The 13270-nt window shown below is 60.7% G+C and carries 15 protein-coding genes; 12 read left to right on the top strand and 3 right to left on the bottom strand.

Annotated elements, in window-relative coordinates:
- Positions 1 to 33 precede the first annotated feature (33 nt).
- From ribF to ispH, 5 genes are all read left to right on the top strand, one after another.
- A complete protein-coding gene (gene ribF, locus FXO12_RS14480; protein ID WP_003188404.1) occupies positions 34 to 972 on the top strand; it encodes a bifunctional riboflavin kinase/FAD synthetase in 939 nt (312 codons plus the stop codon).
- A 14-nt stretch (positions 973 to 986) separates the two neighbouring features.
- Positions 987 to 3818: an isoleucine--tRNA ligase gene (ileS, locus tag FXO12_RS14475; RefSeq protein WP_057977378.1), complete on the top strand. Its 2832-nt coding sequence runs from the start codon at positions 987 to 989 to the stop codon at positions 3816 to 3818.
- Positions 3811 to 4323: a signal peptidase II gene (gene lspA / locus FXO12_RS14470; protein WP_003188406.1), complete on the top strand. Its 513-nt coding sequence runs from the start codon at positions 3811 to 3813 to the stop codon at positions 4321 to 4323. Before ileS ends, lspA begins: the two co-directional genes overlap by 8 nt.
- 7 nt (positions 4324 to 4330) lie before the next feature.
- Complete coding sequence (locus tag FXO12_RS14465) at positions 4331 to 4768, top strand: peptidylprolyl isomerase (protein WP_169918885.1); 438 nt, start codon at positions 4331 to 4333, stop codon at positions 4766 to 4768.
- 181 nt (positions 4769 to 4949) lie between these two features.
- Positions 4950 to 5897, top strand: coding sequence for a 4-hydroxy-3-methylbut-2-enyl diphosphate reductase (gene ispH / locus FXO12_RS14460; RefSeq protein ID WP_032893637.1), 948 nt, complete (start codon positions 4950 to 4952; stop codon positions 5895 to 5897).
- Here ispH and FXO12_RS14455 read toward each other — a convergent pair.
- Entirely contained in the window at positions 5851 to 6432 is a 582-nt protein-coding gene (locus FXO12_RS14455) for a GspH/FimT family pseudopilin (protein WP_057977376.1), read from the bottom strand. The genes ispH and FXO12_RS14455 overlap by 47 nt on opposite strands.
- Positions 6433 to 6629: 197 nt before the next feature.
- Between FXO12_RS14455 and pilV the strand changes: the two genes are divergently transcribed.
- Genes pilV through thiO form a run of 5 tightly spaced genes read left to right on the top strand, consistent with a single transcriptional unit; the run spans position 6630 to position 9937 of the window.
- Positions 6630 to 7112, top strand: a complete 483-nt coding sequence (gene pilV, locus FXO12_RS14450) for a type IV pilus modification protein PilV (protein WP_034128056.1) — start codon at positions 6630 to 6632, stop codon at positions 7110 to 7112.
- Complete coding sequence (locus FXO12_RS14445) at positions 7109 to 7816, top strand: PilW family protein (protein WP_057977374.1); 708 nt, start codon at positions 7109 to 7111, stop codon at positions 7814 to 7816. Before pilV ends, FXO12_RS14445 begins: the two co-directional genes overlap by 4 nt.
- 5 nt (positions 7817 to 7821) lie before the next feature.
- Positions 7822 to 8352: a PilX N-terminal domain-containing pilus assembly protein gene (locus FXO12_RS14440; RefSeq protein ID WP_057977372.1), complete on the top strand. Its 531-nt coding sequence runs from the start codon at positions 7822 to 7824 to the stop codon at positions 8350 to 8352.
- 11 nt (positions 8353 to 8363) lie between these two features.
- Positions 8364 to 8768 carry a type IV pilin protein gene (locus FXO12_RS14435; RefSeq protein ID WP_057977370.1) on the top strand — a complete coding sequence of 135 codons (405 nt, stop codon included), beginning with the start codon at positions 8364 to 8366 and terminating at the stop codon, positions 8766 to 8768.
- Between the two features lie 59 nt (positions 8769 to 8827).
- A complete protein-coding gene (gene thiO, locus FXO12_RS14430; protein WP_160049708.1) occupies positions 8828 to 9937 on the top strand; it encodes a glycine oxidase ThiO in 1110 nt (369 codons plus the stop codon).
- Here thiO and FXO12_RS14425 read toward each other — a convergent pair.
- Both FXO12_RS14425 and FXO12_RS14420 read right to left on the bottom strand, forming a co-directional pair.
- Positions 9924 to 10157, bottom strand: coding sequence for a PP0621 family protein (locus FXO12_RS14425; RefSeq protein ID WP_034128051.1), 234 nt, complete (start codon positions 10155 to 10157; stop codon positions 9924 to 9926). The genes thiO and FXO12_RS14425 overlap by 14 nt on opposite strands.
- A 127-nt stretch (positions 10158 to 10284) precedes the next feature.
- Positions 10285 to 11310, bottom strand: a complete 1026-nt coding sequence (locus FXO12_RS14420) for an outer membrane protein assembly factor BamD (RefSeq protein WP_034128050.1) — start codon at positions 11308 to 11310, stop codon at positions 10285 to 10287.
- A gap of 149 nt (positions 11311 to 11459) precedes the next feature.
- On the opposite strand from FXO12_RS14420, the gene rluD reads away from it, so the two are divergent.
- Entirely contained in the window at positions 11460 to 12422 is a 963-nt protein-coding gene (rluD, locus tag FXO12_RS14415; RefSeq protein WP_003188422.1) for a 23S rRNA pseudouridine(1911/1915/1917) synthase RluD, read from the top strand.
- The gene (gene pgeF, locus FXO12_RS14410; protein ID WP_034128049.1) at positions 12419 to 13144 is read left to right on the top strand and encodes a peptidoglycan editing factor PgeF; all 726 of its coding nucleotides are present in this window, start codon (positions 12419 to 12421) and stop codon (positions 13142 to 13144) included. Before rluD ends, pgeF begins: the two co-directional genes overlap by 4 nt.
- Positions 13145 to 13270: the final 126 nt, after the last annotated feature.

Raw genomic sequence — 13270 nt, 5'->3', positions numbered from 1 at the left:
ATAATCGACCACTTTATGAGCAAGAAGCGCGTTATGCAGCTGGTTCGAGGTCTCCACAACCTGCGCCCCGAGCATCGGGGCTGCGTCGCCACTATTGGCAACTTTGACGGTGTTCACCGTGGCCACCAGGCTATCCTGGCTCGGCTGCGCGAGCGTGCGGTCGAGTTGGGCGTGCCCAGCTGCGTGGTGATTTTTGAGCCACAACCGCGGGAGTTCTTTACCCCGGAAACGGCGCCGGCACGCTTGGCGCGCTTGCGGGACAAGTTGCAGCTGTTGGCGGAGGAGGGCGTGGACCGTGTCCTCTGCCTGGCATTCAACCAGCGTTTGCGCAGCCTCAGCGCCGCCGAGTTCGTCGACCGCATCCTGGTGGACGGCTTGGGTGTGCAGCACCTGGAGGTCGGCGACGACTTCCATTTCGGTTGTGACCGGGTCGGGGATTTCGATTTCCTGCAACATGCCGGTGTGAATCAGGGTTTCACTGTCGAGGCCGCGCAAACCGTCGAACTGGACGGCCTGCGCGTGAGCAGCACCCAGGTGCGTAACGCCCTGGCCGCCGCCGACTTCGACCTGGCCGAGCGTTTGCTCGGCCGCCCGTTCCGCATTGCCGGACGGGTATTGCACGGCCAGAAGCTGGCGCGCCAATTGGGCACGCCAACCGCAAACGTGCAACTCAAGCGCCGTCGTGTGCCGCTGACCGGGGTTTACCTGGTAAGTGTCGACATCGATGGCCAATCGTGGCCGGGAGTCGCCAATATAGGCGTCAGACCCACGGTTGCAGGTGATGGCAAGGCCCACCTGGAAGTTCACCTTTTGGATTTTGCCGGTGATTTATACGACCGGCGTTTGACGGTGGTTTTCCACCAGAAGCTGCGTGAAGAGCAGCGTTTCGCCTCCCTGGAGGCGTTGAAAACGGCGATCAATGCGGATGTCGCCGCCGCCCGTGCACTAGCCGCACCTAGCGCCCATCGCTAACCGAAGAGCCTTAAATGACCGACTATAAAGCCACGCTAAACCTTCCGGACACCGCCTTCCCAATGAAGGCCGGCCTGCCACAGCGCGAACCGCAGATCCTGCAGCGCTGGGACAGTATTGGCCTGTACGGAAAGTTGCGCGAAATTGGCAAGGATCGTCCGAAGTTCGTCCTGCACGACGGCCCTCCTTATGCCAACGGCACGATTCACATCGGTCACGCGCTGAACAAGATTCTCAAGGACATGATCCTGCGCTCCAAGACCCTGTCGGGCTTCGACGCGCCGTATGTCCCGGGTTGGGACTGCCACGGCCTGCCGATCGAGCACAAAGTCGAAGTGACTTACGGCAAGAACCTGGGCGCGGACAAGACCCGCGAACTGTGCCGTGCCTACGCCGCCGAGCAGATCGAAGGGCAGAAGTCTGAATTCATCCGCCTGGGTGTGCTCGGCGAGTGGGACAACCCCTACAAGACCATGAACTTCAAGAACGAGGCCGGTGAAATCCGCGCCTTGGCCGAAATCGTCAAAGGCGGTTTCGTGTTCAAGGGCCTCAAGCCCGTGAACTGGTGCTTCGACTGCGGTTCGGCCCTGGCCGAAGCGGAAGTGGAGTACGAAGACAAGAAGTCCTCGACCATCGACGTAGCCTTCCCGATCGCCGACGACGCCAAGCTGGCCGAGGCTTTCGGCCTGGCAAGCCTGAGCAAGCCAGCGGCCATCGTGATCTGGACCACCACCCCGTGGACCATCCCGGCCAACCAGGCGCTGAACGTGCACCCGGAATTCACCTACGCCCTGGTGGACGTTGGTGATCGCCTGTTGGTGCTGGCCGAAGAAATGGTCGAGTCGTGCCTGGCGCGTTACGAGCTGCAAGGTTCTGTGATCGCCACCACCACAGGGTCTGCGCTGGAACTGATCAACTTCCGTCACCCGTTCTATGACCGTCTGTCGCCGGTGTACCTGGCGGACTACGTGGAGCTGGGCGCCGGCACTGGCATTGTTCACTCTGCGCCCGCCTATGGCGTAGACGACTTCGTGACCTGCAAAGCCTATGGCATGGTCAACGACGACATTCTGAATCCAGTGCAAAGCAATGGCGTGTACGCGCCGTCCCTGGAGTTCTTCGGCGGCCAGTTCATCTTCAAGGCCAACCAGCCGATCATCGACAAGCTCTCGGAAGTCGGCGCGCTGTTGCACACCGAAACCATCAAGCACAGCTACATGCACTGCTGGCGCCACAAGACCCCGCTGATCTACCGCGCCACTGCGCAGTGGTTTATCGGTATGGACAAAGAGCCGACCAGCGGCGATACCCTGCGTAACCGCGCGATCAAGGCCATCGAAGACACCACGTTCGTTCCGGCCTGGGGCCAGGCGCGCCTGCATTCGATGATCGCCAATCGTCCGGACTGGTGCATCTCCCGCCAACGTAACTGGGGCGTGCCGATTCCGTTCTTCCTGAACAAGGAAAGCGGCGAGCTGCATCCTCGCACCGTCGAACTGATGGAGTTTGTGGCCCAGCGCGTTGAGCAGGAAGGTATCGAAGCCTGGTTCAAGCTGGACGCCGCCGAGCTGTTGGGCGATGAAGCGCCGCTGTACGACAAGATCAGCGACACCCTCGACGTGTGGTTCGATTCGGGCACCACTCACTGGCACGTGCTGCGTGGCTCGCATCCGATGGGTCACGAGACCGGCCCGCGCGCCGACCTGTACCTGGAAGGTTCGGACCAACACCGTGGCTGGTTCCACTCGTCGCTGCTGACCGGTTGCGCCATCGACGACCACGCACCGTACCGCGAACTGCTGACCCACGGTTTCACCGTCGACGAGAACGGCCGCAAGATGTCCAAATCCCTGGGCAACGTGATTGCGCCGCAAAAGGTCAATGACACCCTGGGCGCCGACATCATGCGTCTGTGGGTGGCCTCGACTGACTATTCGGGTGAGATGGCTGTTTCGGAGCAGATCCTGCAACGCAGCGCCGACGCCTATCGTCGTATCCGCAATACCGCGCGCTTCATGCTGTCGAACCTGACCGGTTTCAACCCGGCCACCGACCTGCTGCCGGCCGAAGACATGCTCGCGCTGGACCGTTGGGCCGTGGACCGTACCCTGTTGCTGCAGCGTGAGTTGCAAGAGCACTACGGCGAATATCGCTTCTGGAATGTCTACTCCAAGATCCACAACTTCTGCGTGCAGGAGCTGGGCGGTTTCTACCTCGACATCATCAAGGACCGCCAGTACACCACCGGCGCCAACAGCAAAGCTCGCCGTTCGGCGCAGACCGCGCTGTACCACATCAGCGAAGCGCTGGTGCGCTGGATCGCACCGATCCTGGCGTTCACCGCCGACGAGCTGTGGGAATACCTGCCGGGCGAGCGTAACGAGTCCGTCATGCTCAACACCTGGTACGAAGGCTTGACCGAACTGCCGGCCGACTTCGAACTGGGCCGCGAGTACTGGGCGGGCGTCATGGCCGTCAAGGTTGCGGTGAACAAGGAACTGGAAGTCCAGCGTGCGGCCAAGGCCGTGGGTGGCAACCTGCAAGCCGAAGTCACCCTGTTTGCCGAGGATGGCCTGACTGCCGACCTGGCCAAGCTGAGCAACGAACTGCGCTTCGTACTGATCACCTCCACCGCGAGCCTGGCACCTTTCGCCCAGGCCCCGGCAGATGCCGTGGTCACCGAGGTACCGGGCCTGAAGCTCAAGGTGGTGAAATCGGCCTTCCCTAAATGCGCCCGTTGCTGGCACTGCCGTGAAGATGTCGGTGTGAACCCTGAGCACCCGGAAATCTGCGGTCGTTGTGTCGATAACATCAGCGGTGAAGGCGAGGTTCGCCACTATGCCTAATGCAGCCAGTCGTTTCGGACGTCTGGGCTGGCTCGTACTGAGCCTGCTGGTGCTGGTTATTGACCAGGTCAGCAAGGCTCACTTCGAGGGCTCCCTGGAAATGTTCCAGCAAATCGTGGTGATTCCGGATTACTTCAGCTGGACCCTGGCCTACAACACTGGCGCCGCCTTCAGCTTCCTCGCTGACGGCGGCGGCTGGCAGCGCTGGCTGTTCGCGGTGATCGCCGTGGTGGTCAGTGCCGTGCTGGTGGTGTGGCTAAAGCGCCTGGGTCGCGACGACACCTGGCTGGCTATCGCGCTGGCCCTGGTGTTGGGCGGCGCGCTGGGTAACCTGTATGACCGCATCGCCCTGGGCCATGTGATCGACTTCATCCTGGTGCACTGGCAGAACCGCCACTACTTCCCGGCGTTCAACTTTGCCGACAGCGCCATCACCGTTGGTGCAATCATGCTGGCGCTGGATATGTTCAAGAGCAAGAAAACCGGAGAAACCGTCAATGACTGATCAGGTATTGGCTGAGCAACGCATCGGCCAGAACACGGAAGTCACTTTGCATTTCGCATTGCGCCTGGAGAATGGCGACACGGTAGACAGCACCTTCGACAAAGCCCCGGCGACCTTCAAGGTTGGTGACGGTAACCTGCTGCCTGGTTTTGAAGCGGCATTGTTCGGGTTCAAGGCGGGCGACAAGCGCAACCTGCAGATCCTGCCGGAAAACGCCTTCGGCCAACCCAACCCGCAAAACGTGCAGATCATCCCGCGTTCGCAGTTCGAGGGTATGGACCTGTCGGAAGGTTTGCTGGTGATCTTCAATGATGCGGCGAATACTGAACTGCCCGGCGTGGTAAAAGCTTTCGATGACACGCAAGTGACCATCGACTTCAACCATCCGTTGGCCGGTAAAACCTTGACGTTTGATGTTGAAATCATCGACGTTAAAGCGCTCTAACTGACGAAACCGGTTCCTGTGGGGCTGGCTTGTGTGGGAGCTGGCTTGCCTGCGATAGCATCACCTCGGTGTACCTGATACATCGAGACGTTTGCATCGCGGGCAAGCCCGCTCATACAGACGCTTATTCTATAGAGCTGAGTTGATCCAATTTCTTGGCCTGCAAGGCACGAGGCACAGCATGCAAATCAAACTCGCCAACCCCCGTGGCTTCTGCGCTGGCGTGGACCGGGCGATCGAAATCGTCAACCGCGCCCTGGAAGTCTTCGGGCCGCCGATTTATGTGCGCCACGAAGTCGTGCATAACAAGTTCGTGGTCGAAGACCTGCGCGCACGCGGTGCGATCTTTGTCGAAGAACTCGACCAGGTACCCGACGACGTTATCGTCATCTTCAGTGCCCATGGCGTGTCCCAGGCCGTACGTACCGAAGCGGCCGGCCGTGGCCTAAAAGTGTTCGATGCCACTTGCCCGCTGGTAACCAAGGTGCACATCGAAGTGGCGCGTTATAGCCGCGACGGTCGCGAATGCATCCTGATCGGCCATGCCGGTCACCCGGAAGTCGAAGGCACCATGGGCCAGTACGACGCCAGCAACGGCGGCGCCATCTACCTGGTTGAAGACGAAAAAGACGTCGCCAACTTGCAGGTGCACAATCCCGACCGCCTGGCTTTCGTTACCCAGACCACCTTGTCCATGGACGATACCAGCCGCGTCATCGATGCCCTGCGCACGCGTTTCCCGGCCATTGGCGGCCCACGCAAGGATGACATCTGCTACGCCACGCAAAACCGTCAGGATGCGGTCAAGCAACTGGCGAATGAGTGTGATGTTGTGCTGGTGGTCGGCAGCCCTAACAGTTCCAACTCCAACCGCTTGCGTGAGCTGGCCGAACGCATGGCCACGCCGGCGTACTTGATCGACGGTGCCGAAGACATGCAGCGCAGCTGGTTCGATGGCGTTGAGCGTATCGGCATCACGGCGGGTGCCTCCGCTCCGGAAGTGCTGGTGCGCGGTGTGATCCAACAGTTGCAAGCCTGGGGTGCTACCGGCGCCGATGAGCTGGCGGGTCGTGAAGAAAACATCACGTTCTCGATGCCCAAGGAACTGCGGGTCCGCTCGTTGCTCTGACGGCCAGGGTGCTGGAATAGCCTCGGCATAATGCCTGTTCGGTCTTGTCATTGCGCAGGCTGACGCGCCCGCTGGGGGCCAGCACGATCTGATACACGCTCTGTGCATGGTCCTTGCCACACACATGCACGGTGCCGGCACGAAATCCCCCGCCGGCGAACACTGGCTCCCCCAGGCCGCTGAAGCGCACCTGGCTCGTAACCGGGCCATTACCGGCGACCGGCACGCGCCCATTGCTCTCGCGCTCCAGCAATACCGGATTGTCGTCATCCAGGTGGCCGCGCCCACTCACATCCAGTATCACGCGCCATCCCAGGCTCCAGTCCTCGTCCTTTGCATGAATGACCACCGCCCGGTTACGCGCGATGGCCTCGGTGCGTGCGTAGCGCAGCCCGGAGGCAAGTGCTTGGGCCACGTTTTGTCGTTGCTGCGATTCATGTAAACCCTTGAAACCGGGTACGGCCAGTTGCGCGAGGAAACTGGTGACGATCAGCCCCAGCAACATCTCAATCAGGGTGAAACCTTCTTGTTTCATGTGCGTTCCCTCCTTGGGCACGAGTAGGTTTTTTAGGTATAGCGCTTGGTCGTTGGCGCTGGATGATGGCCTTTATGTCCAAAGTATTTCCCTTTGTTCCGGGAGCAGCGCCGCTCGAAAACCGACGCTAGTCTTGGGTCGCACAGCAGGTCTTGCCTGCTTTTTTTCACCGGCCTTCGACATGGATGACGACGCAAATGCCAGCCTGCCAGAACCGATTCCTGCGCGTTGCGCACTCGCGCCAATCCGGCATGACGCTGGTCGAGGTGCTGGTAGCGCTGTTGATTTTGGCGATCGGCCTGATGGGCGCTGCGGTGCTGCAACTCAACGCGCTCAAGTACACCAACAGCGCCAGGATGACCAGCCAAGCCAGTTTTATTGCCTATGACATGCTCGACCGCATTCGCACCAATGCTGGCGCCGATTACACATGGGGCAGGGCGGAGCTGGCGCCGCCCAACACTGCCACCGCCAGCGTGCGTGACCTCGACCTGCACGATTTCGAGGCCAATATCACGGGTTTTGCCGGCGAGGATGCCAAAGGTTCAGTGGTGGTGAACGGGCAAGAGGTCACCATCAGCATCAGTTGGGCGGATGCCCGAGCAGCAAACCGCCCAGGGGCGCGGGAAACCTTCACCCTGACCAGTCGAATCAGTAATGAACAGGGAGTGTCGCAATGAGGCGTCTTGGGCGAGGTTTTAGTCTGGTGGAAGTGTTGCTGGCGCTTGCCATCGGGTTGGTCTTGATACTGGGGGCGAGCCAGATACTGATCAGTTCGCGGTTGACCCATGCCAGCCAGCAGGCCGCCATGCTGCTGCAGGATGATGCGCGGTTTGTGCTGAGCAAGATCACCCAGGATATTCGCCAGGCAGGCATGCTGGGGTGTTTGGCCGTGGCCGCTATCGACAATGCTCCGGCTGCCTTTGATCGGCCGATAAGCTGGGAAGCGGCGGGGAGTGCGAAGTCACTGACGCTGGTGACCGCGAATGTCGCCGATGGCGTCGGCAAGACTGACTGGACAGTGTTGTCCGACTGCAAGGAGGCGGCCAGGGCTTATGCAGGCACACCACCCGGAGCCGAATCCGGCCAACTTCGCTTTGGCATACGCCAACTTACCTACACCTACGAATCGGGTCAGTTGAAGATCAGTACCCCGGCAGCACCGGCCAAGGCAGTATTGATGGATAACGTGCGGGCATTCGACGTCAGCTTCGGCATGGCGGCCACCTCGGTATCGACAGTTGTGGTGCGCTATGACAGCCATCCGGCCGATGAGTCGCTGATACGCAGCGTGCGCATTCTCATGACCCTTCAAGATCCCGCTGGGCGGGTGAAGGACCAGACCTACAGTGTCGTGGCGGCACTGCGAAATCGGCTGGGGTAGGGGCAATGACCATGCAGGGCGGTATCCAAATGCGGCAGGCCGGGACGGTGCTGCTGATCAGTCTGGTGTTCCTGTTGGTGCTGTCGCAGGTGGGGCTGTCCTCGATACAGGCTGCGGTCTCCCAGCAAAAAGTCGCGAGCAGCCTCTGGCATCGCAATCAATCGTTTCAATCTGCCGAAAGCGGCCTGAGGTTGGGGGAATCGGCCGTGCAAAAGGTTGGCCAGGCGATGCCTGTCTGCCACTCGATCACCCGTTGTGCGCCGCCTGCTGAAGCGTTTTCCTTGACGGCGGCCGGGACGAACCCTGTCTCGGCGATCACCTGGCTTGCCTTGAAGAATGGGTTTTATGGCATTCAATCCCTCGGCGAGGGTAAAGGGCTGGCTCATTTGCCGTCCCATTCCCTGGCCACGCTTTTTCGAGTCACTTCGGTCGGTCTCGCGGGGCAATCGCGCACGGTGCTGGAGACGGTCTATGCCCGTGTAGAGGAGGGCGGCCGCGTCAGGTTTCGACGGGTCTTATGGCGGCAACTTCAATAAGGAGCAATCGGATGGGCAAGGAGAGCCAGGGTTTTACCCTGATTGAGTTACTGATCGTCGTGGCGATCATCGCGTTGCTGGCCGGGATTGCGTATCCCGGGTACCTCAGCCAGGTGAAGAAGGCGTATCGGGCGCAGATCGTCGCGTTGTTGAGCGAACAGGCCCAGCAACTGGAGCGTTCTTATACGAGGAATGGCACTTTTATTGATGCAGGCGACGTCAGCGCGGGCAATGATCATTATAGAATCAGTGCCGTCCTCAACCCTCAGGATTTTGACCTGCTCGCCACACCCGCTGCGGACTCGGTCATGGCGAACGACGCGTGCGCAGCATTCAGCTTGACCAGCACCGGTATGCGCGGCAACCCGGGAGCAGGGCCTGAAATGTCGTCCAAGGTCTGCTGGGGGCAAGGATGAGCGTACTTGAAGCGTGGGCGCCGGGCGCGCCTTTCCCTGTTTATCGGCTGGATCAAATGATGGCTAAGCAACAGCAAGTGGTGATTGTCGGCGGCGGAGTAATCGGGCTGTTGACGGCGTACAACCTCGCCAGTGAGGGCCAGGCGGTCACGCTGCTGGAGCGCGGTGGGCTTGGGCAAGAGTCTTCCTGGGCGGGCGGTGGGATTGTCTCGCCGTTGTACCCGTGGCGCTATAGCCAGGCGGTCACTGCCTTGGCCCATTGGTCCCAGGATTTTTACCCCCAACTGGCGCAACGGCTGTTTGCTGCTACCGGCGTCGATCCAGAGGTGCATATTACGGGGTTGTATTGGCTCGACCTGGATGACGAAGCGCAAGCGCTGGCCTGGGCTGCCCGTGAAGGGCGACCGTTGAGCAAAGTGGACGTATCTGCGGCCCATGACGCGGTGCCGGTGCTGGGGGGCGGCTACTCCCAGGCGATCTACATGGCCAACGTAGCCAATGTTCGCAACCCGCGCCTGGTCAAGTCATTGAAGGCGGCGCTGCTGGCGTTGCCGAACGTGACGATTCGCGAGCAATGCGATGTGTCGGGCTTTGTACTCGGCGGCGGCAGGGTGGTGGGTGTGAATACCGCTACGGGCCACGTTTTGGGGGGTCACGTGGTGCTCGCGGCCGGCGCCTGGAGCGGGCAACTGCTGGATACGCTGGGCTTGGGGCTACCCGTGGAGCCGGTTAAAGGCCAGATGATCCTGTACAAATGCGCGTCCGATTTTTTATCCAGCATGGTCCTGGCCAAGGGGCGTTATGCGATCCCGCGGCGGGATGGGCACATCCTGATCGGCAGCACGTTGGAGTATGAGGGATTCGACAAGACGCCGACCGACACCGCGCTTGAAAGCCTCAAGGCATCTGCGCAGGAACTGATTCCCGCCTTGACGGACGCCGAAGTGGTCGGGCATTGGGCCGGTTTGCGGCCTGGCTCACCCGAAGGTATACCGTTTATCGGTGAGGTCCCTGGCTTCAGGGGGCTGTGGCTCAATTGTGGGCATTACCGCAATGGTCTGGTACTCGCACCGGCATCTTGCCAGTTGTTCACCGATTTGCTGCTGGCGCGGGCTCCGATCATCGATCCAGCGCCTTACGCCCCCGCAGGTCGCCTCAACGCTGGATAGACTTTGGCCCTTGTTCCAGGTGCGCCTGGGTGCAGTACCATTCCTGACGTGAGCTCAGTGCGCGGTCCTGCGGCAGGTGCACGCCACAGTGAGCGCAACGCACCATCAGGGCTGCATCCGGCTCGGCAGGCCGTTGCTGACGGGAGGCAGGGTTTTTGAATTTGCGCCAGAACCATACCGCGGCAGCAATGACGGCAATCCAGAACAGTAGACGAAGCATGATGGGCAGTTTCTCGACAAGGAATGCGCCAGTTTAGCCAAGGTGGTCACGGGCGCACAGGGCAATAAATACTCGCTCATAAAAAAGGGAGCTCCTTCAGAGCTCCCTTTTGCGTTGCGTCGAACAATCAGTCGAACACACCGAAGGTCATGTAGCTGAACCACGAACGGTCCTGGTTGTCGCCCAGGGCTTGCGGCTCTTCTTCTTCGATCACATCGCCGTTCTCGTCGTGCGGCTTGAGCTCCGAAGGAATGGCGTCCTTGGCGTCCTGGTACTGCTTGATCACGTCCTGGTTGGCGCGGGTTTCACCCGGCGGCAGCGGTGGACGGGACTCGATCAGGCCTAGGGTGTACTTGCTCAGCCACGAACGGTTGTCCGCTTCGTCAACCTGAGGCACGAACTGGCCGTCTTTCAGGCTAGGGTGGTCAGGGTAGTTGAGCTTCAGGGTTTCCAGGCTGGTAGTCGCGAGGGTGTCCAGGTGCAGACGCTGGTAAGCCTCGGTCATCACGGCCAGGCCGTCACCCACGGACGGGGTTTCCTGGAAGTTTTCCACCACGTAGCGGCCACGGTTGGCTGCGGCCACATAAGCCTGACGGGTCAGGTAGTAGTGGGCCACGTGGATCTCGTACGAAGCCAGCAGGTTGCGCAGGTAGATCATGCGCTGCTTGGCGTCCGGCGCATAGCGGCTGTTGGGGTAGCGGCTGGTCAGCTGGGCGAACTCGTTATAGGAGTCGCGGGCAGCACCCGGGTCGCGCTTGGTCATGTCCAGCGGCAGGAAGCGCGCCAGCAGGCCAACATCCTGGTCGAACGAGGTCAGGCCCTTCATGTAGTAGGCGTAGTCCACGTTCGGGTGCTGCGGGTGCAGGCGGATGAAACGCTCGGCAGCGGACTTGGCAGCTTCCGGCTCGGCGTTCTTGTAGTTGGCGTAGATCAGCTCAAGCTGGGCCTGGTCGGCATAGCGGCCGAACGGGTAACGCGACTCCAATGCCTTCAGCTTCGCTGTGGCGCTGGTGAAGCTATTATTGTCCAAGTCTGTCTGAGCTTGCTGGTACAGCTCGACTTCGCTCAGGTTTTCGTCGACGACGTCCTTTGTTGACGAGCAAGCAGCAGTCATGGCGAGGATGGCGATCAGCAGCAGGTGTTTCACTTGCATGGCGGCTTGCGTCCCTATGACGGCCGCTGTCTTGGGCGGGGCCGTCCTGTTATGATGAGCGCCCCGTTGAAAGCCTCGGGGCAAAAGACGCCGTATTTAACCACAAGCGCGCAGCCGAAACCAAAGGCTACGCCACGCCTAGTCTGAGCATGTCCGATAAAATTGAACTTCGCGCAGAGGTGCCGTCCGAATTGGGCGGCCAACGCCTCGATCAAGTCGCCGCACAATTATTCGCTGAGCACTCGCGCTCGCGCCTTTCCGCCTGGATCAAAGACGGCCGCCTGACTGTGGATGGAGCGGTTATCCGCCCGCGAGACATAGTCCATGGCGGTGCGATTCTTGAGCTGACTGCCGAGCAGGAAGCCCAGGGAGAATGGGTTGCCCAGGACATCGAGCTGGATATCGTCTATGAAGACGATGACATCCTGGTCATCAACAAACCCGCGGGCCTGGTGGTTCACCCGGCCGCCGGGCACGCTGATGGCACCTTGCTCAATGCCCTGTTGCACCACGTGCCGGACATCATCAATGTGCCGCGCTGCGGCATCGTGCACCGTCTGGACAAGGACACCACCGGCCTTATGGTGGTAGCCAAGACCATTCAGGCGCAGACGCAACTGGTTACGCAATTGCAGAGCCGTAGCGTCAGCCGCATCTATGAGTGCATTGTGATCGGCGTCGTTGTGGCCGGTGGCAAGATCAACGCACCCATTGGCCGTCACGGCCAGCAGCGCCAGCGTATGGCGGTGATGGAGGGCGGCAAGCAGGCCGTCAGCCACTACCGTGTGCTGGAGCGTTTCCGCTCCCACACTCATGTGCGGGTCAAGCTGGAAACCGGGCGTACCCACCAGATTCGCGTGCACATGGCGCACATCAACTTTCCGTTGGTCGGCGACCCAGCCTACGGTGGCCGCTTCCGTATTCCGCCGGCGGCCAGCCAGACCATGGTTGAGTCGCTCAAGACGTTCCCGCGCCAGGCACTGCATGCACGCTTCCTGGAACTGGATCATCCGACGAGCGGTAAGCGCATGAGCTGGGAATCGCCACTTCCAGACGATCTGGTCTGGCTGCTTTCGCTGCTCAAGCAGGATCGCGAGGCGTTTGTCGGATGAATGACTGGCTGATACCTGACTGGCCCGCGCCGGCTCGGGTAAAAGCCTGCGTCACCACCCGTGCGGGCGGCGTCAGCTTGGCGCCGTTCGACAGCCTCAACCTGGGCGATCATGTCGAGGACAGCCTTGAGGCCGTCCTTGAAAATCGTCGTCGCCTGAGTGACGCCTTCGATATCCAGCCTGCCTGGTTGCGTCAAGTCCATGGCACTCAGGTGGTTGAGGCCGATCCGGGCCGTACTGTCGAGGCAGACGGCAGTTGGACCAGCACCGCTGGCATCGCCTGCACATCCATGACCGCCGATTGCCTGCCTGCGCTGTTCTGTAATCGAGCGGGCACCCGCGTTGCTGCAGCCCATGCCGGTTGGCGTGGCTTGGCCGCTGGGGTGCTGGAGGCCGCGTTCGAAAGCCTGGATAGCGCTCCCGCAGACGTTCTGGTCTGGCTCGGCCCTGCCATTGGCCCGCAAGCCTTCGAAGTTGGCCCGGAGGTGCGTGAAGTGTTCATGCAGCAACTGCCGGCCACCGCTGAAGCCTTTGTTCCCAGCCACAACGCTGGCAAGTTCATGGCCGACATCTACCAGCTGGCGCGTCTGCGTCTGGGAGTGCGCGGTGTTTCCGCTGTGTATGGTGGCGGTTTGTGCACTGTGACCGACCCGCGTTTCTTTTCTTATCGCCGCAGCCCGCGTACAGGCCGATTCGCCTCCCTTATCTGGCTTGAACGCTAGACTGTCCTGACCTGTATCAACCGTCCGCCGCTTGAAACGCCCAGAATCCACCCCATCTATAAGGGTATCTGGCAGGTTTCTTCATTCAGGATGTGTTTGTTCATAGCTCCGGCCTGCTCAAAAGGA

Source organism: Pseudomonas sp. J380 (assembly GCF_009827115.1).
GTDB lineage: Bacteria > Pseudomonadota > Gammaproteobacteria > Pseudomonadales > Pseudomonadaceae > Aquipseudomonas > Aquipseudomonas paracarnis.
The sequence above is the reverse complement of the archived record's forward strand: the minus strand, read 5'-3'. Positions and strand labels throughout refer to the sequence as shown.

What these genes read in the sequence shown, in the direction of transcription:
- ileS (WP_057977378.1), top strand. Translation starts at nt 987, where the DNA reads ATGACCGACTATAAAGCCACGCTAAACCTTCCGGACACCGCCTTCCCA.
- FXO12_RS14425 (WP_034128051.1), bottom strand. Translation starts at nt 10,157, where the DNA reads ATGCTTCGTCTACTGTTCTGGATTGCCGTCATTGCTGCCGCGGTATGG.
- ribF (WP_003188404.1), top strand. Translation starts at nt 34, where the DNA reads ATGCAGCTGGTTCGAGGTCTCCACAACCTGCGCCCCGAGCATCGGGGC.
- FXO12_RS14440 (WP_057977372.1), top strand. Translation starts at nt 7,822, where the DNA reads ATGACCATGCAGGGCGGTATCCAAATGCGGCAGGCCGGGACGGTGCTG.
- FXO12_RS14435 (WP_057977370.1), top strand. Translation starts at nt 8,364, where the DNA reads ATGGGCAAGGAGAGCCAGGGTTTTACCCTGATTGAGTTACTGATCGTC.
- lspA (WP_003188406.1), top strand. Translation starts at nt 3,811, where the DNA reads ATGCCTAATGCAGCCAGTCGTTTCGGACGTCTGGGCTGGCTCGTACTG.
- thiO (WP_160049708.1), top strand. Translation starts at nt 8,828, where the DNA reads ATGGCTAAGCAACAGCAAGTGGTGATTGTCGGCGGCGGAGTAATCGGG.
- ispH (WP_032893637.1), top strand. Translation starts at nt 4,950, where the DNA reads ATGCAAATCAAACTCGCCAACCCCCGTGGCTTCTGCGCTGGCGTGGAC.
- FXO12_RS14455 (WP_057977376.1), bottom strand. Translation starts at nt 6,432, where the DNA reads ATGAAACAAGAAGGTTTCACCCTGATTGAGATGTTGCTGGGGCTGATC.
- rluD (WP_003188422.1), top strand. Translation starts at nt 11,460, where the DNA reads ATGTCCGATAAAATTGAACTTCGCGCAGAGGTGCCGTCCGAATTGGGC.
- FXO12_RS14420 (WP_034128050.1), bottom strand. Translation starts at nt 11,310, where the DNA reads ATGCAAGTGAAACACCTGCTGCTGATCGCCATCCTCGCCATGACTGCT.
- FXO12_RS14445 (WP_057977374.1), top strand. Translation starts at nt 7,109, where the DNA reads ATGAGGCGTCTTGGGCGAGGTTTTAGTCTGGTGGAAGTGTTGCTGGCG.
- pgeF (WP_034128049.1), top strand. Translation starts at nt 12,419, where the DNA reads ATGAATGACTGGCTGATACCTGACTGGCCCGCGCCGGCTCGGGTAAAA.
- pilV (WP_034128056.1), top strand. Translation starts at nt 6,630, where the DNA reads ATGCCAGCCTGCCAGAACCGATTCCTGCGCGTTGCGCACTCGCGCCAA.